This is a genomic window from Ruegeria atlantica (assembly GCF_013032455.1).
Classification (GTDB): domain Bacteria; phylum Pseudomonadota; class Alphaproteobacteria; order Rhodobacterales; family Rhodobacteraceae; genus Ruegeria; species Ruegeria atlantica_B.
This window is the reverse complement of sequence record NZ_WQCF01000003.1, coordinates 57185-81893: the sequence shown is the minus strand read 5'-3', so window position 1 is coordinate 81893 and position 24709 is coordinate 57185. Positions and strand designations below refer to the sequence as shown.

General features: G+C 58.1%; 20 protein-coding genes. 6 read left to right on the top strand and 14 right to left on the bottom strand.

Features of this window, described 5'->3' with window-relative positions; all coding sequences use genetic code 11:
* Nucleotides 1–9: 9 nt before the first annotated feature.
* The 4 genes from GOW93_RS07245 to GOW93_RS07230 all read right to left on the bottom strand — a co-directional run bounded on the left by GOW93_RS07245 (nucleotide 10) and on the right by GOW93_RS07230 (nucleotide 4706).
* The gene (locus GOW93_RS07245) at nucleotides 10–996 is read right to left on the bottom strand and encodes a fatty acid desaturase (protein ID WP_170382674.1); all 987 of its coding nucleotides are present in this window, start codon (nucleotides 994–996) and stop codon (nucleotides 10–12) included.
* Between the two features lie 164 nt (nucleotides 997–1160).
* A complete protein-coding gene (gene der, locus GOW93_RS07240) occupies nucleotides 1161–2624 on the bottom strand; it encodes a ribosome biogenesis GTPase Der (protein ID WP_170382672.1) in 1464 nt (487 codons plus the stop codon).
* Nucleotides 2625–2672: 48 nt separating this feature from the next.
* Nucleotides 2673–3995, bottom strand: coding sequence for a PQQ-like beta-propeller repeat protein (locus GOW93_RS07235; RefSeq protein ID WP_170382670.1), 1323 nt, complete (start codon nucleotides 3993–3995; stop codon nucleotides 2673–2675).
* A gap of 39 nt (nucleotides 3996–4034) precedes the next feature.
* Nucleotides 4035–4706, bottom strand: coding sequence for a hypothetical protein (locus GOW93_RS07230; RefSeq protein WP_170382668.1), 672 nt, complete (start codon nucleotides 4704–4706; stop codon nucleotides 4035–4037).
* A gap of 225 nt (nucleotides 4707–4931) precedes the next feature.
* Between GOW93_RS07230 and GOW93_RS07225 the strand changes: the two genes are divergently transcribed.
* Both GOW93_RS07225 and GOW93_RS07220 read left to right on the top strand, forming a co-directional pair.
* Complete coding sequence (locus GOW93_RS07225; RefSeq protein WP_170382666.1) at nucleotides 4932–6164, top strand: efflux RND transporter periplasmic adaptor subunit; 1233 nt, start codon at nucleotides 4932–4934, stop codon at nucleotides 6162–6164.
* A complete protein-coding gene (locus GOW93_RS07220) occupies nucleotides 6161–10027 on the top strand; it encodes an efflux RND transporter permease subunit (RefSeq protein WP_170382664.1) in 3867 nt (1288 codons plus the stop codon). Before GOW93_RS07225 ends, GOW93_RS07220 begins: the two co-directional genes overlap by 4 nt.
* Nucleotides 10028–10092: 65 nt before the next feature.
* Here the strand turns inward: GOW93_RS07220 and GOW93_RS07215 are convergent, their stop codons facing one another.
* From GOW93_RS07215 to GOW93_RS07205, 3 genes are all read right to left on the bottom strand, one after another.
* Nucleotides 10093–10497 carry a DUF2147 domain-containing protein gene (locus GOW93_RS07215; RefSeq protein ID WP_170382662.1) on the bottom strand — a complete coding sequence of 135 codons (405 nt, stop codon included), beginning with the start codon at nucleotides 10495–10497 and terminating at the stop codon, nucleotides 10093–10095.
* Between the two features lie 62 nt (nucleotides 10498–10559).
* A complete protein-coding gene (locus tag GOW93_RS07210) occupies nucleotides 10560–12350 on the bottom strand; it encodes an ABCB family ABC transporter ATP-binding protein/permease (RefSeq protein ID WP_170383191.1) in 1791 nt (596 codons plus the stop codon).
* A 93-nt stretch (nucleotides 12351–12443) separates the two neighbouring features.
* Nucleotides 12444–13697 carry a LysM peptidoglycan-binding domain-containing protein gene (locus GOW93_RS07205; RefSeq protein ID WP_170382660.1) on the bottom strand — a complete coding sequence of 418 codons (1254 nt, stop codon included), beginning with the start codon at nucleotides 13695–13697 and terminating at the stop codon, nucleotides 12444–12446.
* 126 nt (nucleotides 13698–13823) lie between these two features.
* Here GOW93_RS07205 and GOW93_RS07200 point away from each other — a divergent pair, with 126 nt between their 5' ends.
* Nucleotides 13824–14375 carry a TIGR00730 family Rossman fold protein gene (locus GOW93_RS07200; RefSeq protein WP_170382658.1) on the top strand — a complete coding sequence of 184 codons (552 nt, stop codon included), beginning with the start codon at nucleotides 13824–13826 and terminating at the stop codon, nucleotides 14373–14375.
* 35 nt (nucleotides 14376–14410) lie between these two features.
* On the opposite strand, the gene GOW93_RS07195 is transcribed toward GOW93_RS07200, so the two are convergent.
* The 3 genes from GOW93_RS07195 to GOW93_RS07185 all read right to left on the bottom strand — a co-directional run bounded on the left by GOW93_RS07195 (nucleotide 14411) and on the right by GOW93_RS07185 (nucleotide 16556).
* The gene (locus GOW93_RS07195; RefSeq protein WP_170382656.1) at nucleotides 14411–14869 is read right to left on the bottom strand and encodes a host attachment family protein; all 459 of its coding nucleotides are present in this window, start codon (nucleotides 14867–14869) and stop codon (nucleotides 14411–14413) included.
* 202 nt (nucleotides 14870–15071) lie between these two features.
* Nucleotides 15072–15953, bottom strand: coding sequence for a metallophosphoesterase (locus tag GOW93_RS07190; RefSeq protein ID WP_170382654.1), 882 nt, complete (start codon nucleotides 15951–15953; stop codon nucleotides 15072–15074).
* 3 nt (nucleotides 15954–15956) lie between these two features.
* Nucleotides 15957–16556, bottom strand: coding sequence for a superoxide dismutase (locus tag GOW93_RS07185; protein WP_170382652.1), 600 nt, complete (start codon nucleotides 16554–16556; stop codon nucleotides 15957–15959).
* 100 nt (nucleotides 16557–16656) lie between these two features.
* On the opposite strand from GOW93_RS07185, the gene GOW93_RS07180 reads away from it, so the two are divergent.
* On the top strand, nucleotides 16657–17424 hold the full coding sequence (locus GOW93_RS07180; protein WP_170382650.1) for an FkbM family methyltransferase: 768 nt from the start codon (nucleotides 16657–16659) through the stop codon (nucleotides 17422–17424).
* Between the two features lie 111 nt (nucleotides 17425–17535).
* On the opposite strand, the gene GOW93_RS07175 is transcribed toward GOW93_RS07180, so the two are convergent.
* The 4 genes from GOW93_RS07175 to GOW93_RS07160 form a co-directional block, all read right to left on the bottom strand.
* Complete coding sequence (locus GOW93_RS07175; RefSeq protein ID WP_170382648.1) at nucleotides 17536–18102, bottom strand: sarcosine oxidase subunit gamma; 567 nt, start codon at nucleotides 18100–18102, stop codon at nucleotides 17536–17538.
* Nucleotides 18095–21109, bottom strand: coding sequence for a sarcosine oxidase subunit alpha family protein (locus GOW93_RS07170; RefSeq protein ID WP_170382646.1), 3015 nt, complete (start codon nucleotides 21107–21109; stop codon nucleotides 18095–18097). The genes GOW93_RS07175 and GOW93_RS07170 overlap by 8 nt, the downstream gene beginning before the upstream one ends.
* Nucleotides 21110–21176: 67 nt before the next feature.
* Nucleotides 21177–21506, bottom strand: a complete 330-nt coding sequence (locus tag GOW93_RS07165; RefSeq protein WP_170382644.1) for a sarcosine oxidase subunit delta — start codon at nucleotides 21504–21506, stop codon at nucleotides 21177–21179.
* A gap of 77 nt (nucleotides 21507–21583) precedes the next feature.
* A complete protein-coding gene (locus GOW93_RS07160; protein ID WP_170382642.1) occupies nucleotides 21584–22828 on the bottom strand; it encodes a sarcosine oxidase subunit beta family protein in 1245 nt (414 codons plus the stop codon).
* A 195-nt stretch (nucleotides 22829–23023) separates the two neighbouring features.
* Here GOW93_RS07160 and ccmI point away from each other — a divergent pair, with 195 nt between their 5' ends.
* Nucleotides 23024–24244 carry a c-type cytochrome biogenesis protein CcmI gene (gene ccmI / locus GOW93_RS07155; protein WP_170382640.1) on the top strand — a complete coding sequence of 407 codons (1221 nt, stop codon included), beginning with the start codon at nucleotides 23024–23026 and terminating at the stop codon, nucleotides 24242–24244.
* Nucleotides 24241–24705 (top strand): Holliday junction resolvase RuvX, encoded by a 465-nt coding sequence (ruvX, locus tag GOW93_RS07150; protein ID WP_170382638.1) that lies wholly within the window; start codon nucleotides 24241–24243, stop codon nucleotides 24703–24705. The genes ccmI and ruvX overlap by 4 nt, the downstream gene beginning before the upstream one ends.
* The last annotated feature ends 4 nt before the right edge of the window (nucleotides 24706–24709 follow it).

The window sequence follows — 24709 nt, the reverse complement described above, 5'->3', positions numbered from 1 at the left end:
TCGTGAGTTTCAAGCGCCATGGGCCAGCTTACCGGTCCTGTCATTTTTGGGGAATGGCACAAGGCGTTTGGCGTCCTCGTCCCAGAGTTTCAGATTCAACGCCGCCACTGCCTCGGGGAACTTGATCCGGCGCGGCGTGTATTCGGGCGGCAGGTTATAATGGCATGCCCGCAACCGATACGATGGAATGCGTGAGTTGAAATGGTGGATGTCATGCAGGGTGATGCAAGCCACCGCATTGTCGAACCACCAGCCAAAATCCAAGGCAGATGATCCTTGCAAAGCTGCCAGTTGCGGGTCAAGGTCCGGGCGGCGGTCCCAGTATGTGTCCTCGAAATTATGCTGTAGGTAGACTAGGAACACGCCCAACATGCCCCCCAAAAGCGAAAACACCAGCCAGACCAGAATGCCCGTTTGTCCGGCGATCAGATAGAGCACCCCAAGGAAGACAACGATCGACAGATTGTGCAGCAACACGCCTGTCACTCCGAACCGCACTGTGTTCTTGGGCCAGCGGTAGCGGATGAAATATGTGAACAGCGCACCCACAGGTACCAAGATGAACGGGTTACGGTAAAGACGGTAGTACAAACGTTTTTTCCAATCCGCCCCATTCCACTCGCGCAGCGTCATGGTGTGAATTTCACCGGTCTCTCGATGTTCCAGATTGCCGATACCCGCATGGTGCAGATTGTGGTTCTGCTTCATTACCTCAAACGGTGCAAAGGTGAATGGCGACAGCCCGTGCCCCGCCCATTCATTCTGCTCGCGGGTTTCAAACAAGGAATGGTGACCGCAATCATGCTGCAGCACATAGAGACGCACGGCCGAAAAAGCGAAAACGATCCCGGCGGGTATCATGATGTACCAGCGGTCGACATAAATGATCGCCAGCGTGAGCGACGCGAAATAAACAGCGAAGGTTCCAAAATAGCTCAGCGCAGCCAGCCGATTGTCCTGCACTGCGTATTGTCGTGTGTATTCCCGCAAATTCATTTGGCCTGTCCCTACGTCTGGCTCAGTTAATATCCAAGAGAAACTATTTGCGTTTTACTCATATATAATCAGCGCGCACAAAAACAAATGCCCGCAGGTTAATGCTAACCTGCGGCACCGGGGCTGTCACGCCCTTCAGCCAAAAATGCTGAAAATTGGCGCAGTTACGCGCGACCTTTGAGATGTTTTGCCAAAGCGCCCGCGTTTTTCTTACGCCGGCCCTTGTAGGGGTTCTTGTCGCCCTGCCCGCGTAAAGTCAGGCGGATCGGTGTGCCCGGCATGTCAAAATCCTCGCGCAGGCCGTTGACCAGATAGCGCGTATAACTGGCGGGCATCTTGTCAGGGTGCGAGCACATTACAACAAACCCCGGCGGCCTTGTCTTGGCCTGGGTCATGTAGCGCAGCTTGATCCGGCGTCCCTGAGGTGCTGGCGGTGGGTGCTGTTCAAGCATAGCGGTCAGCCAGCGGTTCAGGGCAGCGGTCGGAACCCGGCGGTTCCAAACATCATGGGCGCGCAGGATGGCGGCACGCAAACGCTCCAATCCTCGGCCTGTTTTCGCAGAAACCGTGATCAGAGGCGCGCCGCGCAGCTGCGGCAGCAGGCGATCAAAGGATTCTTTCAGATCACGCAGCTTTTCCTGCTTGTCCTCTTCAATGTCCCATTTGTTGACAGCAACAACAACAGCACGACCCTCGCGCTCAGCCAAATCAGCGATACGCAGGTCCTGTTGTTCAAACGGAATGGCTGCGTCCAGCAGCACGACGACCACTTCGGCAAATTTCACCGCGCGCAGACCGTCCGAGACCGAGAGCTTTTCCAGCTTTTCCTGCACCTTGGCCTTCTTGCGCATCCCAGCCGTGTCAAAAATCCGCATTGGCGTGCTATCGCCGTCAGGATCGGCCCAATCCACCCGCAAGCTGATCGCGTCACGTGTAATTCCGGCCTCGGGACCGGTCAGCAATCGATCTTCGCCAATTATCTTGTTGATCAGGGTGGACTTCCCGGCATTCGGGCGCCCAACAACCGCGACCTGCAGTGGTTTCGCATCAGTGATCAGCGGGGTTTCGCCCTCACCATCCTCGTCCAGTTCGATATCCGTTTCCGGCGCATCGTCCGCAGCCTGTTCCTCGGCGGCGTCAGCCAGCGGCATTAGCTGCGTGTAGAGGTCCGTCATCCCCTCGCCATGCTCGCCCGACAGGCGCACCGGCTCACCCAAGCCCAGATTATAAGCCTCAAGCACACCGGCATCCGCAGCTGACCCTTCGGCCTTGTTGGCCGCTAGAATTACGTGTTTGGAACGTTTGCGCAGTATCTCGGCAAACATCTCATCCGTCGGTGTAAGACCCACACGCGCGTCAATCATGAACAGGCAGACATCGGCCATATCCACGGCGCGCTCGGTCAGGCGGCGCATTCGGCCCTGCAGGCTGTCATCGGTCGCGTCCTCAAGGCCCGCCGTGTCGATCACCGTAAAGCGCAGATCGCCCAGACGCCCTTCGCCTTCGCGCAAGTCGCGCGTCACGCCGGGCTGGTCGTCGACCAAAGCCAGACGTTTGCCCACAAGGCGGTTGAACAGAGTGGATTTGCCCACATTCGGGCGCCCCACGATGGCGAGGGTCAGCGACATGATACTCAACTTTCAAGACTCAGACGCGCCCTTTAGCGCATCTTGCGGTCAACGGAAAGCGTGCAGTTCACCTTTGGACGACACGACGTACAGCGTCTGTCCCGCGACAACGGGTGCGGTGGTGGCACCACCGGGCACTTCTACGCTGTTGACCAGCGTTCCATCCACCGGATTAAAGAACCGAAGGAAGCCGTCATTCGAGGCTATCACAACGCGCCCACCAGCGACGATCGGGCCATAGTGAGCGACAATCGGGCCACGACGCCCCGGTTTATCTTTGACAAACCCCGGCAAGTCTCGCGCCCAAACGATGGAACCATCAGAGCTATTCAGTCGAACCAATTGGCTACGATCGCTGATCAGGAACAGGCTATTGCCCGCAGGCCAGACCGTGTCGACAGCCCCTTCTTCGGCAGTCCAGATCCGTTCACCAGACCCTGAGTCGAACGCCACGGTGCGTCCCGAGTGGCTGCCGATGTAGATAGTGTTGCCGACAACCATAGGTCCGCCGGTTACGTCAACAATCTGTGATACTGCACGTCCCCGACGTCCGCCTGCCACCGATGCGTTCCAGCGCTGAATCCCACCCCTGCGAAACGCGGCAGAAATATCGCCCGAGCCGAAAGCAAAAACAGCAAATTCCGACGCAATCACCGGAGCCGGAGCGCCGAGTACATTCCCCACACTCGGGGTGCCCTGAACCTGCCAGGCAATGCGACCATCCTTGGTGTTCACGACCCAACCGGTTTCGTCACCTGCTACCAGATACAACAGGCCGTCATTAACCAAAGGCGCACCACTGCCGGTGGCGTTCAGGCGCTTTTGCCATATGATCGCACCGGTCTTGCCTTCCAACGCAGTCAGCCGCCCAAAGCCCGATGACACGTAGAGCACGCCGTTGGCATACGCCATCCCGCCTCCGGTCGCATCGCTGTCGCCATCGTTCGCGGGGATCAGGTTTGTGCTCCACGCCACCTGCCCCTGTGGGGTAACCGCAGAAACTTTCGCGCCCGCGTCCAACGTAAATATCAGGCCACCGGCGGCAACCGGCTCGGCGGTGATGCGGCGCTTGCGCGAATCTCCATCTCCGATTGACGCGGACCAAATGCGCTGCGGTGCTGCACGCAAAGCCGCATTGGTGGTGCGATACGCAGGCGTCCCTGCGCTTTGCGGCCAATTGGCATTCGCTTTCTGCGCAGGCAAGCTGATCGGTTTCGAACCAAGCGTAGCCACCGTCACATTGTCGGTAGTCTGGCGAATATCCTCGCGCGGGCCGGAAAGGATAGTTTCAGGTTCCTCACAGGCGGCCAGCACAGTCAGCGATAGTGCCGCGATCGGCAATCCAATGCGGGAGATTATACTTGTCACCATCGTACTCCGAACTCGCCTGTCATTCTTTATGCCGCTGGATCAACCCTGCCGGGCCACCAGCGGTTCTGGTTCACCGCCCAGAGCGACAATCAATTGCGCGACGCGTTGCTGAAGATCGACGCCAATTTCGGCATCCTGACGCATTGCCTGCAACCGGTCGAGCGCGGCATCGACATTGCCTTCAGAGATGTCGATCAAGGCCAACTGTTCCTCGGCCAGCAACCGCAGCGGCGCACCTGGTGTCGCCAACGCTTCGAATTGCTGACGGCGGTCTGCCGCTGGCATTGTATCGGCCTGCAGCAGCAAAGCCTTGAAAGAAGCAATCGCCCGGTAAATTTCCGGCAGCTCGCCCTGTACCGCCACCGCGTTCAGGCTTGCAACCGCCTCATCCCGCGATCCGGCTTCGGTTTGCGAAGACGCCAGCAACATGTTCAAAACGGCATCTCCGCCCGGCGTGGCGGCCTCGATCCCCTCAAGGCTGGCGACACGATCAGCCGAGTCATTTTGCGACAACGCGCTAAGAATCGCATCACCCAAATCCTGAGCCTGCCCGGTGATACGAGCCTTGCGAACCTCGTTGAAAGCGGCACCACCCACGATCAGGACCACGGCTAGAACCCCGACCCAGCCCCAACGGCGCAGCAGCAGAAACAGACGATCACGGCGAACCTCTTCGGTCACCTCATCAATAAAACTGTCGACGTCGCTCATCCCTGCTCCCCAGGCTTTGTGCTGATGTATGGCGCCATGTCATACCTCGGCCTCCCGGCCAAGCCAAGGGTCGGAATTCGCACATTTTCGCGGCGACACGCCACCCTTGCGAAAAAAAGTGAACCGAACTATTCAGTTTAGTGTGGAAAAGATGCATGCTTGTCCCCATTTTCTAGCATGCGCGCCGAGAAAAAATCGGCGAATAATTTTGTTGTGAGGCCGTGTATGCGTCTGATTTCATTCGTGAATGCAATCTTGGTTGTTACCGCGTTGTACCTTCTGGTTTTCGAAAGGGACGCGCTGTTTGCATTTGCCGGTCGAGGTGACACCGAAGTTGACGTAACGTCCGATGCTGAAACCGCCGATCACGAAACGTCGAGCCAATCAGCAATTGCTGTGGTTGCCATGCGGTCCATCGCACGGGAAATTGACGGCGCCGTGTTGGTGCGCGGGCAGACCAGGGCCAATCGACAGGTCGAAGTATTGGCCGAAACCACCTCGACCGTAATCTCGGAACCCAAGCGTAAGGGTGCATTCGTTGAAGTCGGAGATCTTCTGTGCGAGCTGGACCCAGGCACCCGCCCCGCCAGTCTGGCCGAGGCCGTAGCCGCCAAGCTGGAGGCAGAAAGCCGCATCCCCGAGGCCGAAGCTCGTTTGGATGAGGCGCACGCACTTGTCGCCGAAGCGCAGATCAATCTGACCGCGGCACAAAAGTTGTCAGAGACGGGCTTCGGATCGGAAACCCGCCGAATTTCAAGCGAGGCTGCGATGCGATCTGCCGAGGCCGGCATCAAAACCGCTGAAGCCGGCCTTGAAGCCACCCGCGCGGGAATTGAAGCCGCAAACGCAGAAGTCAAAGCCGCCCAGCGCGAAATTGACCGGCAAACCATCGAAGCACCTTTCAAAGGATTGCTGGAAAGCGACACTGCTGAGCTTGGCAGCTTGATGCAGCCCGGATCGCTCTGTGCGACGGTAATTCAACTTGATCCGATCAAGCTGGTCGGCTTCGTACCCGAGGTTGACGTGAACAAGATCATTGTCGGTTCCGAAGCTTCGGCGCAGCTCGTCACCGGACGACAAGTCGCAGGTCGAGTGACCTTTCTCAGCCGTTCAGCGGATGAAACCACCCGCACATTCGAAGTCGAGATCACGGTTCCGAACCCGGACCTGACCATTCGCGACGGTCAAACCGCCGATATCCGCATTTCGGCCGACGGAGCAAAGGCACATCTCCTGCCCCAGTCTGCCCTGACCCTGAACAACGAAGGGCAAGTGGGTGTGCGCACCGTGGGCGCAGGTAGTATTGTCGATTTCATGCCAATCAAACTGTTGCGCGATACCGCAGAGGGTATTTGGGTAAATGGGTTGCCGGAAACGGCTGATGTCATTGTTGTCGGGCAGGAATTCGTAACCCAGGGCGTAAAAGTTAAGCCCACCTATCGGGACACGGCACAATGAAAGGGCTAGTCGCTTGGGCCGCTAACCGAGCCCGCATGGTACTGGCCTTCATCGCGATCTCGCTGATCGTCGGTGGGTTTGCCTATGTTGGACTGCCCAAGGAAGGAGAGCCGGACATCGAAATTCCGGCTCTGTTCGTCTCGGTTCAATTCCCCGGCATCTCGGCTGAAGACTCGGAAAACCTGCTGATCAAGCCAATGGAGACCGAACTGGCGGATTTGGATGGTCTCAAGGAAATGACCGCCACCGCCGCCGAAGGTTATGCCGGTATCGCACTGGAGTTCGAATTCGGCTGGGACAAGACGGCTATTATGGCCGACGTGCGCGACGCGATGAACAGCGCACAGGCTGATTTTCCGGAAGGTGCCGAGCAATATACGCTCAACGAAATCAACTTCTCTGAATTTCCTATTGTCATCGTCAATCTGACCGGGGCGGTGCCGGAACGCACAATGGCGCGTATCGCCAAGGACTTGCAGGATGAGCTTGAGGCACTGGATTCGGTGCTTGAAGCCGGTATCGCAGGCAACCGGGACGAAATGCTGGAAGTGATCATCGATCCGCTGCGGTTGGAATCCTATAACGTATCAGCAGACGAGTTGATCAACGTTGTACAAAACAACAACCAGCTGATCGCAGCGGGCGAGGTGGACACGGCGCAAGGCACATTCTCGGTCAAGATCCCGTCTTCATTCAAGACCGCCGAGGATGTCTATAGCCTGCCCGTCAAGGTCAATGGCGACCGCGTCGTGACAATGGGTGAGCTGGCGCAGATCAACTACACCTTCGAAGACCGTGAAGGCACCGCGCGGTTCGACGGGCAATCGACGGTGGCCCTGCAGGTGGTCAAACGCAAGGGCTTCAACCTTATCGACACCGTGGACGACGTTAAAGCGACCTTGGCCGTTGCACAGGAAAAGTGGCCTGCAGAGCTGCGTGCCGCAGTAGACGTAGGCACGTCAAACGATCAGAGCCGTATCGTCGCCTCGATGGTACGCCAGCTTGAGGGCTCGGTCCTGACCGCGATCGCGTTGGTGATGATCGTTGTTCTGGCCTCGCTGGGCACGCGCGCGGCACTGTTGGTGGGTTTTGCGATCCCGACCTCCTTCTTGCTGAGTTTTGCTTTCCTGGCCGTCATGGGTGTTACCATTTCGAACATGGTAATGTTCGGTCTGATCCTTGCTGTGGGGATGCTGGTCGATGGTGCCATCGTCGTGGTGGAATACGCCGACAAGCGCATCAAAGAGGGCATCGGCCCGATGCACGCCTATGTCGAGGCGGCGCAAAGGATGTTCTGGCCCATCGTATCATCCACCGCAACGACGCTTTGTGCTTTCTTGCCGATGCTGTTCTGGCCCGGTGTTCCGGGCGAGTTCATGAAGATGCTGCCGATCACGTTGATCTTTGTGCTGTCGTCCTCGCTGATTGTTGCGTTGATCTATCTTCCCATTGTGGGCGGCGTGTCGGGCCGCCTTAGCCGGACGTTCGACCGGACGTCTAACTGGTTGCGCAGTGTAGCACCGTGGTGGGTGCGTGCCGTGCTCGTCCCGCCGTCGTTGTATATGATTTTCCTTGGCGCGATGCAGATGCTGAACCCAGGCTATTTGCTGCCCGAGGGCGCATCAGGCGGCGTGGTCTTTGGCGCATTGCTGTTCATACTGGGTGGCTTTGCCGGGTCGGTGACCCTGAGCGCGGCCAAGATCGAACGCCACCACGAGGAGCGCGTCCATTCCGCACGCGAGCACACTCCGTTCGGTTCTGTGGTCAAATTCCTGGTCGGCAATCCGATCATGCCCGTTGTCTCAATTGTTGTTGTCGCCTGCAGCGTGATGGCAGTGATGATTTACTTTGTGAACAACAATCGCGGCGTTGAGTTCTTTGTCGAAACCGAACCGGAACAGGCCACTGCCTATGTTCGGGCACGGGGCAACCTGTCGCTACAGGAAAAGGACGCCTTGGTGCTGGCCGCCGAAGAAGTGATCAGCGCACACCCGGCCGTGACCAATGTGTTCGCCTTTGCTGGTGAAGGTGGTTTGAACCAGAACGATGGGGGGGCCTCGGCTCCTGCAGATACCGTGGGCCGCGTACAATTCGAAATCACCCCTTGGGAAGATCGGCCCACACAAACAGAACCTGCCTTATTCGGCCTTTTCGATCGTGAGATCATCGATCCCGAATTTGACGGTGATTACGTTCTGGATGAGCTGAATGCGGAACTTGCCAAACTGCCCGGTTTCATCGTTGAAATTCTGCCATTGGAGCAGGGCCCGGCCTCAGCCAAGCCAGTGCATCTGCGCATCAAGGCAGATGGGTGGGAGGAACTGACCTTCGCAACCCAATCCGCACGCGAAGTGTTCGACGAAACGCCGGGCCTGATCAAGATCGAAGACACACTGCCCCTGCCCGGTATCGACTGGCAGATTGACGTGGATGTGGCCAAGGCTGGCCGTTTCGGTGCTGACGTGGCCACAGTCGGCGCAATGGTGCAATTGGTCACGCGCGGCATACTGCTGGGCGAAATGCGCCCTGACACTACGGATGAAGAAGTCGAAATCCGCGTGCGCCTGCCCGAACAAGACAGGGTGCTATCGACGCTTGACTCGCTGAAGGTGCGCACACCGGACGGATTGGTCCCTCTGTCTAACTTTGTCACGCGGCAACCGGTTGCCAAATTGGCCGAGATCAACCGGATCAACCAGCAACGTTACTACGATGTGAAGGCGGATGTTGTTGAGGGAATAGAAATTCTTCAAATGGTTCCGCTGGATGAAGAAGGAAACCCAGTAGAAGACGGATTGTTAGACGTAGGCTTTGGTTACGGCGTTTCGGCAGAAGAAGCAGAAAATGGTGATCCCTATAACGTGACACTGGTCATTGAACGAAGCTTTCCGTTTTCATGGATCTTCGGCCCCAAAACGATGCGGTACCATGTACCACAAGTCGCGCAATCCATCAGCCTAGATGTCGTGCAAGATCAGCTTGATGCTGGAAAAGCAACGGTTCAGCTCGTTCCGATGACTGCGAATGAACGTATCGAAAAATTGACACAGTGGCTTGAAACTGATCCCTTCTCGAACGCTGTCAGCTGGGAATGGACGGGCGATCAGGAAGATCAGGAGGAATCCGGCGCCTTCCTGCAAAGCGCATTCCTGGGCGCGCTGGGGCTGATGTTCGTGATCCTGCTGGCACAGTTCAACTCGTTCTACAACTCGGTTCTGGTTCTGCTGGCTGTTGTGCTGTCGACCACAGGTGTTCTGATCGGAATGATTGTCATGCAACAGCCTTTCTCGATCATCATGACCGGGACCGGTATCGTGGCGCTGGCCGGGATCGTGGTAAACAACAACATCGTTCTAATCGACACCTATCAGGAATACAGCCGCTACATGCCCCGGATCGAGGCGATTGTTCGCACTGCCGAAGCACGCATCCGCCCGGTTTTGCTGACCACTCTGACCACGATGGCCGGCCTGACGCCGATGATGTTCGGGCTGTCACTGGATTTCATCAATGGCGGTTATTCGATCAACAGCCCGACGGCTTTGTGGTGGAAGCAACTGGCCACCGCCGTTGTGTTCGGGTTGGGTATCGCAACGGTTCTGACATTGATCGTAACGCCATCTCTGCTGGCGCTGCGGGTTTGGGTAACGACTTATCTGGTGTGGCTCGGCAAATTCCTGGCTCGCGTTTCAGGGGGACGGTCCAGTCGGGTGGCGCAGGACATGGAAATCGGAAAAGCAGTACGCCACGCGCAGGCGACCGAAGTGGTCTGGGGCGACGAAACACCCATCGCGGACCCAGGTACGGAATCAGAAGAGGATCCGGGGTCGCCACCCACCTCACCGCTGAAAGCCGCAGAATAACATGAATGACGAGCCCTCAGGCTCGTCATTTTTTTACAGCACATTGATCCGAATTTACGAACAATTCACTTGGCCAACCGGGTCCAAGTCTGATGCCCGCAGATCGCGTGGTCACAGCCACGCACGGTCAGAGAGTCTCCGCTTAACGTCATTTGCGGCGCGACATCCACATTGACCATCGGTATCCAGAAATCTCCGCCGCCGTATTTGCCGCCCCCTTCGCTGGCGACGTCCCAAAACAGCTTTTTCCCGATATTCGGCGTCTGCACCTCTTTGCCCGATTTGTCATAGGCAGACTGGATCAGGCCACAGAACTTGTCGCCACAGGCCGTTATCTTGATATGTGAGATCAGGTTCTTGCGGTCAGGTTCAGTTTTCCAAACACCCACAATGGGATCAGCGACCGCCAAAGCTGGTATCAACAGGGCTAACGCGGCTGGGCAAGCATTTCTTGATATGAAACTACGCATCAAATTCCCTCCTGCTAATACTGGCCATTATACCACATGATCGGGCGCAGGCCGGTAACAGTTCAGGCAGCCTGCGCGTCCGATTGCTGGCGGCTCCATAGCTGCGCATAGCGCCCTTCGCGTTGCAGCAGTTCGTCATGGGTGCCTTGTTCAAGGATTGCACCCTGCTCTAGAACGACAATGCGATCCGCCTCTGCGATCGTACTGAGGCGGTGCGCGATGGTCAGAACAGTGCGTCCTTCTCCGGCCCGCGCCAAGGCGTCCTTAATGTCCTGCTCGGTATCCGTATCCAACGCCGACGTCGCCTCATCCAGCAGCAGGATTGGCGGGTTCTTCAGCAGGGTGCGCGCAATACCAACACGCTGTTTCTCACCCCCTGACAGCTTCAGACCACGCTCGCCAACCTTGGTGTCATAACCTTCCGGCAAGGTTACAATAAAGTCGTGGATCTGGGCGGCTTTGGCCGCGGCCTCAACATTTTCTTGCGTAGCCCCGTCACGACCATAGGCAATGTTGTAGCGAATGGTGTCGTTGAACAGCACCGTATCCTGCGGCACAACACCGATGGCTGCGTGCAGGCTGTTCAGGGTCACATCGCGCACATCCTGCCCGTCGATCCTCAGTGCCCCGCCGGTCACATCGTAGAAGCGGAACAGCAGCCGTCCTATGGTGGACTTGCCCGACCCCGTAGCCCCTACAATTGCCACCGTCTGCCCAGCGGGAACTGTCAGTGACACGCCCTTGAGGATTTCCCGATCCGCGTCATAGCCAAAGTGCACATTGTCCAGCGTAACCTCGCCACCATTGACGACCAACTCCTGCGCGGCGGGTTTGTCGGTGACTTCGGCGGGCTGTTCTAGCAAATCAAACATTTGCCCCATATCCACCAGAGACTGACGGATTTCCCGATACACCGTGCCCAGAAAGTTCAGCGGCACAGTAATCTGGATCATATAGGCGTTGACCATAACGAAATCGCCCACTGTCAGCGTGCCGCTCTGCACCCCGATAGCCGCCAGAACCATCACGCCGATCAACCCGCAAGTAATCAGGAAGGACTGACCGAAATTCAGAAAGGCCAGCGAGTAAGCTGTTTTCAGCGCCGCTCCGGCATAGGCTTTCATCGATACGTCATACCGTTGAGCTTCACGCTGTTCAGCATTGAAATACTTGACGGTTTCAAAGTTCAGCAAGCTGTCGATAGCACGTTGATTGGCCTCGGTATCCTGATCGTTCATCTCGCGCCGCAGTTTCACGCGCCACTCGGTGACCGCGAAGGTGAACCAGATATAAAGCGCAATGGTCACCGCCACGACAACCAGGTACCAGACATCGAACAACCACATCAGGATGATCGCGACCAGTAGCAGTTCCAGAATCAACGGGCCAATGGAAAACAGCAGGAACCGCAGTAGGAACTCTACCCCTTTCACACCCCGCTCGATAATCCGGCTAAGCCCCCCGGTGCGGCGCGTTACATGGTAGCGCATCGAGAGTTGGTGAATGTGCTGAAAGGTCTCTAACGCCAGTGCGCGCAAGGCCCTCTGTCCGACCGGGGCAAAAGCCGCGTCGCGTAATTGCTGGAACCCCACGGTCATCATGCGCGCCACGCCATAGGCCACGGTCAACCCAACTGCACCCAGCGCTAGCGGCGGTACGCCCTCTCCTGCCAGACTATCGACCGCCCCCTTGTAGAGGATCGGTGTATAGACCGCGATCAGCTTGGCCAATACAAGCATCCCCATGGCGATGACAACCCGGCGTTTTACCCAAGGCTCATCATCCGGCCAAAGATAAGGTGCTACCTTTCGGATCGTACGCCAACCAGACCGGCGTTCGTCGGTCTGGGGCATGTCGTTCGAATGCGTTGGGGCCAATCGTCTCATCACGTACCTGTTCTGCGGTCAGAGAAAGACCTCGCCCTGAAAAGCGCCAAAGGCAAGGACTTATTCAGGAATCGTAAAAATCTGACCGGGATAGATAAGGTCCGGATCGCGGATCGCATCCCGATTGGCCTCGAACAGTTTCACATAAAGGATACCGTCACCAAACCGCTCACGCGAGATAGCCCAAAGGGTATCGCCCTTCTGCACGGTAACCGACCGGATCGGAGGTGTATCTGTTTCTGGCGTCGGCTTGTCCGTTGTCTCGACGGCGCGCAAAACCTCCAGCGGCTCGCGCTTAAACGGAGTTTCAAGTCGGCTGACGACTGTTCCGTCCGGCGCAACCTCGTCCACTCGCAGGGTGTAGACACCGGGCTCAACACCGTCCAATTCACTCCTCCATTTGCCGTCATCTGCAGGAGGCACGTCATCCACCAATTGATTGTCCAGGTACAACCGCACGACCGATCCGTCCGGAACGCGACCTGTCAGTTCAACTTCACCGGCGTCAGAATAGCCAATTGTGTCCAGCGCTACCTGTTCCGGTGCCTGCGTTTGACCGCCCGCGCCCTGTACCAGTTCAACACCATCCTCACCCGATCGCAGAATGGCAACCTGCTTGTCCTGTTCCTCTGCCACCGTATCTTGGGCGGGTTGATCTTGGGCGTCTTGCTCAGTCGCGTCCGCCGTTTCAACAGTGGCGCTGTCGCCGGTTTCGGCATCAGCGGTGCCTGTTTCCGTGTTCGTAGTGTCAACTGTCTGTGCAGATTGTACTGGCGCTTCTTCGGGCTCGGGTTCAGGCAAAGCCGCTATTAAATAATCATCAGATCGAAGTGGTTGTTCGCCTTGTGATTCAATTACCAAGCCCCGCGCATTTTCAGAGAATGGGATAGTAACGAATTCAGCGAACTGCCCGCTGGGATCAACGGTAAAGCTGTGCACAGGGGCTCCGTCCAGCAGCACGCTCAGCTCTGCGCCCGGTTCGGCAGAGCCCGACAGTACTGCATTGCCATCAGGTTCAACGAAAATCTGATCCAAGATCGGAGCCACCTGCGGCGGGATCTCTGCGGCCGTTTCTTGTTCGTTTGCAGGTTCCTCAGGCTCAACAGCAACCTCAGCTGGCTGTTCAGCGGTTTCAGGCTTGGCGTTGCTATCCTCAGTTTGAACCGCAACATCAGCCTGCGACACCGGGTCTTCCGAAGAGCCCCCAATCAATCCGGACAAGAACAATCCGCCTATCCCTGCCACAACTACAATTCCGGCGATCACCCCCCAGACAACACTACCAGCGCTTCCGCTTCCCGAGTCGGCGTTCATGTTTTTCCTTTCACTCCGCAGCGCAAGTGCCTTGAGTACAACACCTTCTGCCTGACGGTTGAGCCAATCTATCAATCTCGCTATCACGGGTCAAAAGCTCAGGCACAACCCCGGAGAGCGATCACAATGTCTCAGAAATCCGTTTGTGTGTATTGCGGGTCACGCAATGGCGCCAATTCCACCTATTCCGATGCTGCAAGAGCATTTGGAACAATGCTGGCGCAGGAAGGTTGGCGGCTGGTCTACGGCGCCGGCGATGTGGGGTTGATGGGCGAAGTCGCACGCGCCGCTCAATCTGCAGGTGGTGATACGTTCGGTGTGATCCCGGTTCATTTGCTGCGACGTGAGGTCGGCAAAACCGACCTGACGCGCTTTGTCATCACCGAAACAATGCACGAGCGCAAAAAGGTCATGATCATGAACGCTGATGCCGTTGTTGTGCTGCCGGGCGGCCCCGGATCACTGGACGAGCTGTTCGAGGCCCTGACATGGCGCCAACTTGGCCTGCACGACAAACCCATTCTGGTGATGAATGTGGACGGTTACTGGGACGCGCTGCATGATCTGTTGCAGCAGGTCATTGGCCAAGGGTTTGCGGATGGATCGCTTGCAGATTTCATCACTTGGGTGGACGATCCGGCAGATGCAATGTCCACACTTCGAGGGTTCCTGACCTAGCGTATGGACGGGCGACCATGGGCCGCCCGTTAAGTTTACACCGCTTGCGCAGAGGGATTCGAACGGCTGGTCAGGAGCTTTTCGACCTTGTGTAACGGGTGGTTGGTCAAAGTCTTGTCAACTTCAGCGACGACCTTGGCCAGAACTTCACTATGAAGACGGCGGCGCAACAGGCCCAGCACATGCGGGCTGGCAACCAGAACCAGCCGGTTAAACGCCCCCTTCAATCCCTTACGGTTCAGCAGATTGGCAACATCCTGAACGAACAGGGATTTCGCATGAGTTTTCCAATCTGGTTCTTCCATCGCCGATTTCTGGTTCGGTCCACCATCGAAACGCCGTCCGGCCCGGTCAGTTGGGCCGGTAGATGTCTCCTGCTCTTCGACCGCAACAACAACCAGATTGGGGTCTTCCGCATCAGTGATATTTTCAACAAATAACGCCTTTTCCCCGTCGGCAATGACAACCCAAGTTCCCTGTTCAAGTGCAACCATCGTGCTCTCCTGTAATGGTTTCAGTGGCCATTCCTCAGGCGCAGGAATACCCTGACGCGGCCAGTGGTATCTGGCGCGTTGCCCGAGTTCGTTTCATTTGATGTGCGGTTCTCTCCCTCCGCTTCGTCTAAGGTAAGCACTGCGGAGTTGCGTACAACACTATCTCAATATGAAACTTTCTTCATAAGCGGGATTTCACCAGTCAGGCCGATAGCTCGATTACCGTGATCTCAGGCGTCACACCGAACCGCACCGGCAGGATCGAGCATCCTATACCCCCGGACACAACCAGATCGCGCCCGCCCTCACGCACATGCCCATAGGCATAGCGATTTCCGAACCGGGACGGCACCATTGGCGACCAACCGAACAGTCGCACTTGCCCACCATGGGTGTGGCCAGACAGGGTCAGTGCCACGCGATCAGGAATTTGCGGAAAAATATCGGGTTCATGTGCCATCATGACCACGGGCGCGTCGTCGGTGATCTGCGCCAGCGTTCCCGGTAGATCATCCAACCCCCGAAACCGTCCGCCACCCCGTACAATCGCCAGTTGATCCTCCAAACCAGCCAGCCAAATGCCGGGGCCTTCAAGTTTGACGGCCTCGTTGGATAGGACCGGAATACCGTTCCGCTGCAAGGCGTCAGCGTACAGGTTTGGCCCGCCGCCACGCCGCTGTGCCGCCAAATCATCCCACCAGTCGTGATTGCCCAACACAGCAAAAACACCGTGCTTGGCCTGCAATCCACCTAAAACCGGTGCGAGTTCTGCAATTTCAACTGGCCGCGTGACGAACCTGTGCCCAGCCGCCAAATCCCCTAACAGCAGCACAAGATCGGGGGCCAGCGCGTTTGTACGTCGCACCACCTGTTGGATTCTATCCAGCCCGACATGCGGTTCCCCTACATGCAGATCCGCCAGAACAGCGACACGCAGGGGCGGCGCAGTCCAGTCTGTGCGCCTCAGCCGCCATCGCCGCACGCGCAGGCGCAGCGCGGGCTCAACAAAGAACCCGTATACGGCAGCAAAAAGGCCTGCCAGCGTCACCGCCAGCAGGCCCTTTATGAACCCTCTCCGGGTCAAAGATTACATCCGCGATGCAACGTTTTCCCAGTTCACCAGATTGTCGAGGAAGTTCGACAGGTAAGCCGGACGCTTATTGCGGAAGTCGATGTAGTACGAGTGCTCCCAAACGTCGCAACCCAGCAGCGCGGTCTGACCAAAGCACAGCGGGTTCACGCCGTTCTCAGTCTTGGTGACAGCCAGCGAACCGTCAGCGTTCTTGACCAGCCACGCCCAGCCCGAGCCGAACTGACCAGCACCAGCAGCGCTGAACTGCGACTTGAACTCGTCAACCGAGCCGAAGCTTTCGACCAGAGCCTTTTCCAGCTCACCGGGCATAGCGTTGTCGCCGGGGCCCATCATCTCCCAGAACTGGTTGTGGTTCCACAGCTGGCTGATGTTGTTGAAGATGCCGTTCTGAGCGACTGCGTTGGCGTCGTAGGTGCCAACGATGATCTCTTCCAGCGACTTGCCGTCCCACTCGGTGCCAGCGATCAGCTTGTTGCCGTTGTCGACATAGGCTTTGTGGTGCAGGTCGTGGTGATATTCCAACGTTTCCGCGGACATACCCTTGGCTGCCAGCGCGTCATGTGCATAAGGAAGATCAGGAAGTTCAAAAGCCATGTCGGCCCCCTGTTAAAATGTAAGTTGCGGTTCCCAAGGTTAAATGCTTTGGCAGCCGCCGCAGGTCAAGGGCCGAGATAACAAAACCCGGAGGCAGGCGATGCTGACACAGGCGCGCAAGATGTTCTACCGCGCTCGCGGATACTATGCGGGCACCCTGAACGGCGAGCATTTTCGGCTGGACCCCTATCACTCGAAATTCTGGCGCAAGGCGTCCGCGGGCAAGTGGGAACCCGAAACCTTCGCCGTATTGGACAAATACCTATCGCCGGACAGAGATTACCTGGATATCGGTGCCTGGATCGGCCCCACTGTCCTCTATGCCGCGCGCCGCGCCCGCCATGTATGGTGTTTCGAGCCTGACCCGGTGGCTTACCGCTACTTGGTCTGGAACCTTGAACTCAACGACATCCGCAACGTGTCGGCCTTCGGCATCGCCCTGTCAAACGGATTTGGAGTAACCCAAATGGCATCGGCGCATGGAGAGGCGGGCGATTCCACATCGTCGCTGCTGCATGGCGGTAACCATGGCACAGACGCGCTCACCATTGGATGGGATCAGTTTTCTAAATCTGTAGATCTGTCTGACGTATCACTGGTAAAAATGGACATCGAAGGTGCCGAGTTTTCCGTTCTGCCCTCTTTGTTGCCCTGGCTAAAAGAGACAAGCCCCGCGCTGTTCCTCTCTACACACGCGCCCTATCTGAGTGCAGAAAGCCGCGCAGCTGCGATGGATAAACTTTCCGAAGACCTGACTTTCTACCGCCATTGCCGAGACCCATTTACAGGTGAAACCGGCAAGCCAGCTCTCATCAGCCAAAGGGCACTCACCCAGTTCCCGACATTCCTGTTCGACGCAAACACCTGACGCTTGGAACACACGATCCGTACTTCATCTGGCCAAAAATATCCTGGGGGTGAGGCCACAGGCCGAGGGGGCAAAGCCCCCTCACCCGTTTTTGCCCAATGCCATCAGGGCTTAGTAAACCCCAACCTCACTGCCCGGCTGCGCCGCAACCTTGAGGAGGTTAAAGACATAATCCGCCACCGATCGGAAGCAGACCACGCGCAAGGTTTCGGCGTCGTCCATCCAGAACGCGCCCGCCACTTGTGCCAATCGAGAGCGGCGGATCTGGTCGGGCTGGAACGCGTCGACCGACAGATCAACAGGTGCCAGCTTGCCCATCACCTCACGCGCGCTTGCGCCCGAGATGCGGAACACCGCCCGTGCGTCTGACACATTGACCGCCAGCGCATGAGTGCCACTGAGGGCGTTGGTCATCGCGGCCAGTTTGGCCTCGACCTCGGCGTAAGGAACAAGCACCAGCAGTTCGTCTGTAGACATCCAGCAGACGCCAGTATCCCCTGCGACCAAGGCTTCGCGTTGTCCGGGCACCTTTTGCCCGGTTGCGTCTTTGACGGCCTTGGCCAGCACCTTGTCGGACAGGTCGCCACGCAGGGTGATCATACCCTGCAGGCCGCATTCCTCGACCTTGGCAATGCCTTCATAGCTGGCGTGATTCAGTGCGCTGATGGGTTCAGACATTCTGCTTCTCCCCGTCTTTATCATAGAAGATCGGGTCCACGATCTTGGCTTTGTAGGTTTTACCATCGGTGCCCGGGAACTCGACAATCTCGCCCATGCGGTCGGGGCCGTGTTTGATCAGACCCATGGCGATGCCGCGGTCCAGATTGGCCGAATAATAGGTCGAGGTCACGCGCCCGATCATGTTGCGCTGGCCGTTGGCGTTGACGCCCTCGCCGACTGCGTAAGCTCCGTCGGGAATGACAGAACCATCCACAGTCTCGAGACCCACCAGTTTCCAGCGTTCAGGATCGGCCATGTGGGTGCGCGAATGTGCGCGTTTACCGAGGTAATCCTCTTTCTTTTTCGACAGCGCCCAGTGCAGTCCCAGATCCTGCGGGATCACGGTGCCGTCGGTCTCGTCGCCGATCATGATGAAGCCCTTTTCGGCCCGCAGGATGTGCAGACATTCGGTGCCGTAAGGCATGACACCGAACTCCTGCCCCGCCGCGATCAACGCATCCCAGAACGCCCGACCCTGAGACGCGGGAACTGCGATTTCATAGGACAGTTCGCCCGAGAACGAGATGCGATAGGCCCGGCAATCGAAGTCGCCGATCTTGCCATCGCGCCATTCCATGAACGGCAGCGCCTCTTTGCTGACATCCATGCCGCCGAGCTTTTCCAGCACCTTTCGGGCGTTAGGGCCAACCACCGCAACCTGCGCATATTGCTCGGTCACATTGGCGACATAGACTTTCCAGTCCCACCACTCAGTCTGCAGCCATTCTTCCATGTGACCATGGATACGTTCGGCTCCGCCGGTGGTTGTGTGGCACAGCCAGGTGTCCTCATCGATGCGGGCAACAACACCGTCGTCGATCAAAAAGCCGTTTTCCGAGCACATCAGGCCATAGCGGCATTTGCCGACCTTCAGCGTGGACATCATGTTGGTGTACATCATATCCAGGAACTTGCCGGCATCCGGGCCTTTGACAATCAGCTTGCCCAGCGTCGAGGCATCCAACAGGCCGAGGTTTTCGCGGGTGTTCTTCACCTCGCGATTTACCGCGTCATGCACGGATTCACCGGGACGGACATAGGCATAGGTCCGACGCCAGTGGCCGACCGGCTCCCAATCTGCGCCGTTTTTGTTGTGCCAGTCGTGCATCGGGGTCTGACGGATCGGCTGGAACACCTCACCACGTGCCTCACCACCGATCGACGCCAGCGAGATGGGCGTATAGGGCGGACGGAATGTGGTGGTGCCCACCTTGGGAATTTCCGCATCCAACGCATCAGCAAGGATCGCTAACCCGTTGATATTGCTGAGCTTACCCTGATCAGTCGCCATACCCAGCGTGGTGTAACGCTTGGTGTGCTCGACACTCTCATAGCCTTCGCGCGCCGCCAGTTGGACGTCGGAAACTTTGACGTCGTTCTGGAAGTCGAGCCAGGACTTCATGCGCAGGCTGATCTCGGCGTTGGAAGGCATCAGCCAGACCGGCTCCATCGGAGCCTCGGTGGTGGTTTCCCCTTTTGGAGCGTCAGCCGTTTTTGGTTTGAAACCCGCAGCGTTGGCGGCGGCTTCACCTGCGGTCTGCGCGTCGGCCAGCACATCACCCAGCGCCAGCGGACCGTTGGCGGAACCGGCGGCGACCACAAAGCCTTCGCCATTCGCGCCCAGCGGTGGACGTTCGGGATCGGGACGGAAATGGGCGTTCGCCTCATCCCAGGTCAGCTTGCCACCGCAATGCGACCACATATGAACAACAGGAGACCACCCGCCCGACATGGCCACGGCATCGCATTCGACTTCCTCACGGGCACCGCCGATACCTTCTTGGTTGCAAATAGCAACTTTCTTGACGCGCTTACCGCCTTTGACCTTGGCGATCGCCTTGCCGGGATCAACGCGGATACCCAATTGACGCGCCTCTTCGGCCAAGGGTCCGGCGGTGTCGCGCGCGTCAACCACGCGCAGCACATCGACGCCAGCCTGTTTCAGAATGATCGCAGTACGATAGGCATCGTCGTTGTTGGTGGCGACGATGACACGCTCGCCCGAGGTCACGCCCCAGTTCACCACGTAGTCACGCATGGCCGAGGCCAGCATCACGCCTGGCACATCGTTGCCCGCAAAGGACAGCGGACGTTCGATCGCGCCCGTGGCGGTGACTACCTGCTTGGCGCGGATGCGCCACAGGCGGTGACGCGGCCCCTGAACACCCGGAGTATGGTCGGTCAGGCGCTCATACCCCAACACGTAGCCGTGGTCATAGACGCCTGCGCCCATGCAACGGTTGCGCATGGTCACGTTTTCCATGGCTTCAAGTTCGGCCACCAATTGATCCACGAACTTATCCACAGGATTGCCATCAATAGTACCGCCATCAACAGGGGCACGTCCGCCCCAATACGCTGTTTGTTCGATCAGCATAACCTTGGCACCAGAGCTTGCCGCCGCTTTTGCCGCTTGCAAACCGGCGACGCCGCCGCCGATCACCAGAACATCCGTAAAGGCATAGAAATGCTCATAGGTATCCGCATCGCGGCTATCCTTGTCGGGTGCTTTGCCCAGACCGGCGGACTGACGGATAAAGGGTTCGTAGACGTGCTTCCAGAACGGTTTCGGATGGATGAACATCTTGTAATAGAAACCGCCGGGCAAGAACCGTGCGAAAGCACTGTTCACCGCGCCGATGTCGAATTCGAGGTTCGGCCAGTGGTTCTGCGAGATCGCGGTCAGGCCGTTGAACAGCTCGGTCGTGGTGGTGCGCTGGTTCGGCTCGAACCGGTTGCCCTGCCCCAAACCGACCAGAGCGTTCGGCTCTTCGGCACCGCTGGCGACGACGCCGCGCGGACGGTGGTATTTGAACGACCGGCCCATCATCATCTGATCATTGGCCAGCAGGGCCGAGGCGAGCGTGTCGCCCTCATAACCCTGCATCGAAGTGCCGTTGAAGGTAAAGGTGACTTGTTTCGACCGGTTTATCAGCCGGCCCTGTTTTGCGAGACGGGTGCTCATGTTGCGGACCTTTCGCAGGTGGAGGCGTTTGAGCCTCCGGCGGGAGTATTTTTGAAAAGATGAAGCATCAGGAGAACCCTCTCCACGTCCACCCGGGACGTTTGGCGGCGATGGCGTCCTTGATGTCTTGCGGCGGCTCGGAGGTTTGGGCGGTATAGGTACCGAACACTTCGAGCGTTTGGGTGCAGCGCGCCGCGTGGAACCACTTGCCGCAGCCATTGGCGTGGCGCCAGCGTTCGAAATGCACGCCCTTGGGGTTTTCGCGCATGAACAGGTAGTCGTGGAACTCATCATCCGACGAGCCGGGGCCATAGCGCTTCAGATGCGCTTCGCCACCGGCAGCCAGTTCAGTTTCTTCGGCATCAACGCCGCAATATGGGCAATTCAGGATCAGCATATGGTCATCCTTTTTGGCGGTCGGTCGGCACTTGGGCCGACCAGAATTCTGTTAGCTGGCCACCTCGGGCAGAACCCTTAGTGTGCCACCCCGGCGGCGACGCTTTCGTCGATGAAGCGACCCTCTTTGAAGCGGTCCAGCGTGAAAGCCTCGGTCAGCGGCGAATGGCCCGTGGCCATCAACTGTGCCATGCCCCAACCGGAACCCGGGATCGCCTTGAAGCCACCGGTGCCCCAGCCGCCGTTGATGAAGCAGCCTTGCAGCGGCGTCTTTGACAGGATGGGCGAGCGGTCGCCGGTCATGTCCACAATACCGCCCCACTGACGCAGCATCTTCAGGCGCGAGATCATCGGGAAGGTCTCGACCAGTGCACGCACGGTTTCCTCGATGTGATGGAAGCTGCCGCGCTGGGTGAAGTTATTGAAACCGTCGGTGCCGCCGCCAATCACCATCTCGCCCTTGTCGGACTGTGACATGTAGCCGTGTACGGTGTTGGCCATCACGACCACGTCCATACAGGGCTTGATCGGCTCGGACACAAGTGCCTGCAGTGCGATAGCCTCTAACGGCAGACGGAAGCCTGCCATCTCGGCCAACTGACCGGAATGACCAGCAACCACGATGCCCAACTTTTCGCAGTCAATCGCCCCTTTGGTGGTGTCGACGCCCACAACACGGCCGTTTTCCGAACGAACGCCTTTGACTTCACACTGCTGGATGATGTCCATCCCCATGGCCGAGCATGCACGGGCATAGCCCCAAGCCACCGCATCGTGCCGCGCGGTGCCGCCGCGTTCCTGCCAAAGCGCGCCCAGAACCGGATAACGCGGTCCGTCGATATTAATGATCGGCACCAGCTCTTTTACGCGTTCGGGCGTAATCCACTCGGTCTTAACGCCCTGCAGGGCGTTGGCATGAGCGGTACGCTGATAGCCGCGAATCTCGTGCTGAGTCTGGGCCAGCATCATCACGCCGCGTGGGCTGAACATGATGTTGTAGTTCAGCTCCTGGCTTAGGTCTTCGTAAAGGCTGCGTGCTTTTTCGTAGATCGCCGCAGACGGGTCCTGCAGATAGTTCGACCGGATGATGGTCGTGTTCCGGCCGGTGTTGCCACCGCCCAGCCAGCCTTTTTCGATGACGGCAACATTTTGAATACCGTAGTTTTTTCCAAGGTAATACGCCGTGGCCAGACCGTGGCCGCCGGCGCCAACGATGATGACGTCGTATTTCTTCTTGGGTTCGGGCGAGCGCCACGCGCGCTCCCATCCGGTGTGATAGCGCAGGGCCTCCCGCGCCACAGCAAAGGCTGAATAGTGTTTCATAAGCGAATCCATCCGGTTCGGTGATTGCCGCAGGTATGCCGCGCAAGAACAGTTTACCCCTGCCGGACAACGCCACAATATCGAACTATTGCGACATGGGGTCCATTATTGCGGGATGTGAACCCCTCGCGGCCATTTGTCCCTTTTGTCGGCCCGCCGACAGGTCTAAGTCAGGGCAGCTATATCGGAGAAACCATGTCGTTCCTGGTCGTGACACTTCTAAGCGCGCTGCTGATTGCAGTGATACTGGGCTTTTCCCTGCTGCGAGGTCGCAAAACGCGCGAACCTGCCGCAGCCTATGATCTGCGGGTCTATCGCGAACAGCTTGCAAGCGTGGACCGGGACCTTGCCCGAGGCGTCATCGGCGAGGCCGACGCGGACCGCGTGCGCACGGAAATCTCGCGTCGTATTCTGGCAGCCGACGCACAGATACAGGCCGGAACCGAACGGGCCGGACCACCTCGTTGGGCTACTGTGGCTGCCTTTGCCGCCATTGCCCTGATCGTGGTGGGCGGTGCTGTGGGGATGTACCGTCAGATGGGGGCTGCCGGTCTGCCGGATCAACCCCTGACACTGCGTCTTGAGAACGCCGAAGCCCTGCGTGCAGAGCGCCCCACTCAGGCCGAAGCCGAAGCCGAGGCTCCGCCAGCGCAGTTGCCTCAACTGGATGAGAATTATGCCAACCTTCTGAATCAGTTGCGCGAAACTGTTGAAGCTCGCCCGGATGATCTGCAAGGTCACATCCTGCTGGCCCAGCACGAGGCAAATGCGGGCAACTTCCCCGCCGCTTACAAAGCCCAACAGCGTGTGATCGAATTGTCCGGCGAAGCCGCCCCGGCAGATGCCTATTCGCATCTGGCGGAGATGATGATCCTGTCGGTGGGTGGTTACGTGTCACCCGAAGCCGAAGAGGCTTTGCGGCAGGCTCTGCATCGTGATCCGCGTCATGGCCCGGCGCAATACTATCTTGGGCAGATGATGGTTCAGGTCGGGCGTCCTGATATTGGCTACCGAATCTGGGTAGATGCGCTGCGTGACGCACCGGCAGGTGCGCCGTGGGGCGACGCCATTCGCGCACAGCTGGACGAATTGGCGTTCCGCGCCGGTGTGTTCAATGCGCCCAATATCCCGCCTGCATCCGGCCCCAGTCAGGATGACATCGACGCCGCCGCCGCGCTAACCCCGGAAGAGCGGCAAGAGATGATCAAAGGCATGGTCAACCAACTCTCGGACCGACTGGCCATCGAGGGCGGGTCGCCCGAGGACTGGGCCCGGTTGATTGCCGCTTTGGGCGTCTTGGGCGAAGGGCAGCGTGCCATCGACATCAAAAACGAGGCAATGAGCGTTTTTGCCGGAAATACCGAAGCGCTTGAAATCATTGATGCCGCTGCATTGCAGGCCGGGATCGCACAATGATCCACGACGCGTTCGAAGAGTTTGCGGCGGCCCTGCCGCCAATGACTGCCCTGATGGGGTTGGATTTGGGCGAAAAGACCATAGGCGTCTCGGTCTCGGACCGGATGCGCGGCGTGGCCAGCCCTTTGGAGACCGTGCGGCGAAAGAAATTCACGCTGGATTCCGCCCGCCTGCTGGAAATCATTGCTGATCGCGAGATCGGCGGCGTCATTCTGGGCCTACCGAAGAATATGGACGGCACCGAAGGTCCGCGCTGCCAATCCACCCGTGCATTTGCTCGAAATCTGTCACGGCTGACCGAGGTGCCCATCGGTTTCTGGGACGAACGGCTCAGCACCGTTGCGGCCGAAAAGGCACTGCTTGAGGCGGATACGACACGAAAACGTCGCGGACAGGTTATCGATCACGTGGCTGCTGGCTATATTCTGCAAGGAGCGCTGGATAGGCTGCGCTTTTTATAATGGA

Coding starts and splice junctions, on each gene's coding strand:
- ruvX (WP_170382638.1), top strand. CDS start 24,241: ATGATCCACGACGCGTTCGAAGAGTTTGCGGCGGCCCTGCCGCCAATG.
- GOW93_RS07245 (WP_170382674.1), bottom strand. CDS start 996: ATGAATTTGCGGGAATACACACGACAATACGCAGTGCAGGACAATCGG.
- GOW93_RS07160 (WP_170382642.1), bottom strand. CDS start 22,828: ATGAAACACTATTCAGCCTTTGCTGTGGCGCGGGAGGCCCTGCGCTAT.
- GOW93_RS07225 (WP_170382666.1), top strand. CDS start 4,932: ATGCGTCTGATTTCATTCGTGAATGCAATCTTGGTTGTTACCGCGTTG.
- GOW93_RS07170 (WP_170382646.1), bottom strand. CDS start 21,109: ATGAGCACCCGTCTCGCAAAACAGGGCCGGCTGATAAACCGGTCGAAA.
- GOW93_RS07185 (WP_170382652.1), bottom strand. CDS start 16,556: ATGGCTTTTGAACTTCCTGATCTTCCTTATGCACATGACGCGCTGGCA.
- GOW93_RS07230 (WP_170382668.1), bottom strand. CDS start 4,706: ATGAGCGACGTCGACAGTTTTATTGATGAGGTGACCGAAGAGGTTCGC.
- GOW93_RS07205 (WP_170382660.1), bottom strand. CDS start 13,697: ATGAACGCCGACTCGGGAAGCGGAAGCGCTGGTAGTGTTGTCTGGGGG.
- GOW93_RS07215 (WP_170382662.1), bottom strand. CDS start 10,497: ATGCGTAGTTTCATATCAAGAAATGCTTGCCCAGCCGCGTTAGCCCTG.
- GOW93_RS07235 (WP_170382670.1), bottom strand. CDS start 3,995: ATGGTGACAAGTATAATCTCCCGCATTGGATTGCCGATCGCGGCACTA.
- GOW93_RS07175 (WP_170382648.1), bottom strand. CDS start 18,102: ATGTCTGAACCCATCAGCGCACTGAATCACGCCAGCTATGAAGGCATT.
- GOW93_RS07180 (WP_170382650.1), top strand. CDS start 16,657: ATGCTGACACAGGCGCGCAAGATGTTCTACCGCGCTCGCGGATACTAT.
- GOW93_RS07220 (WP_170382664.1), top strand. CDS start 6,161: ATGAAAGGGCTAGTCGCTTGGGCCGCTAACCGAGCCCGCATGGTACTG.
- GOW93_RS07165 (WP_170382644.1), bottom strand. CDS start 21,506: ATGCTGATCCTGAATTGCCCATATTGCGGCGTTGATGCCGAAGAAACT.
- GOW93_RS07210 (WP_170383191.1), bottom strand. CDS start 12,350: ATGCCCCAGACCGACGAACGCCGGTCTGGTTGGCGTACGATCCGAAAG.
- der (WP_170382672.1), bottom strand. CDS start 2,624: ATGTCGCTGACCCTCGCCATCGTGGGGCGCCCGAATGTGGGCAAATCC.
- GOW93_RS07200 (WP_170382658.1), top strand. CDS start 13,824: ATGTCTCAGAAATCCGTTTGTGTGTATTGCGGGTCACGCAATGGCGCC.
- ccmI (WP_170382640.1), top strand. CDS start 23,024: ATGTCGTTCCTGGTCGTGACACTTCTAAGCGCGCTGCTGATTGCAGTG.
- GOW93_RS07195 (WP_170382656.1), bottom strand. CDS start 14,869: ATGGTTGCACTTGAACAGGGAACTTGGGTTGTCATTGCCGACGGGGAA.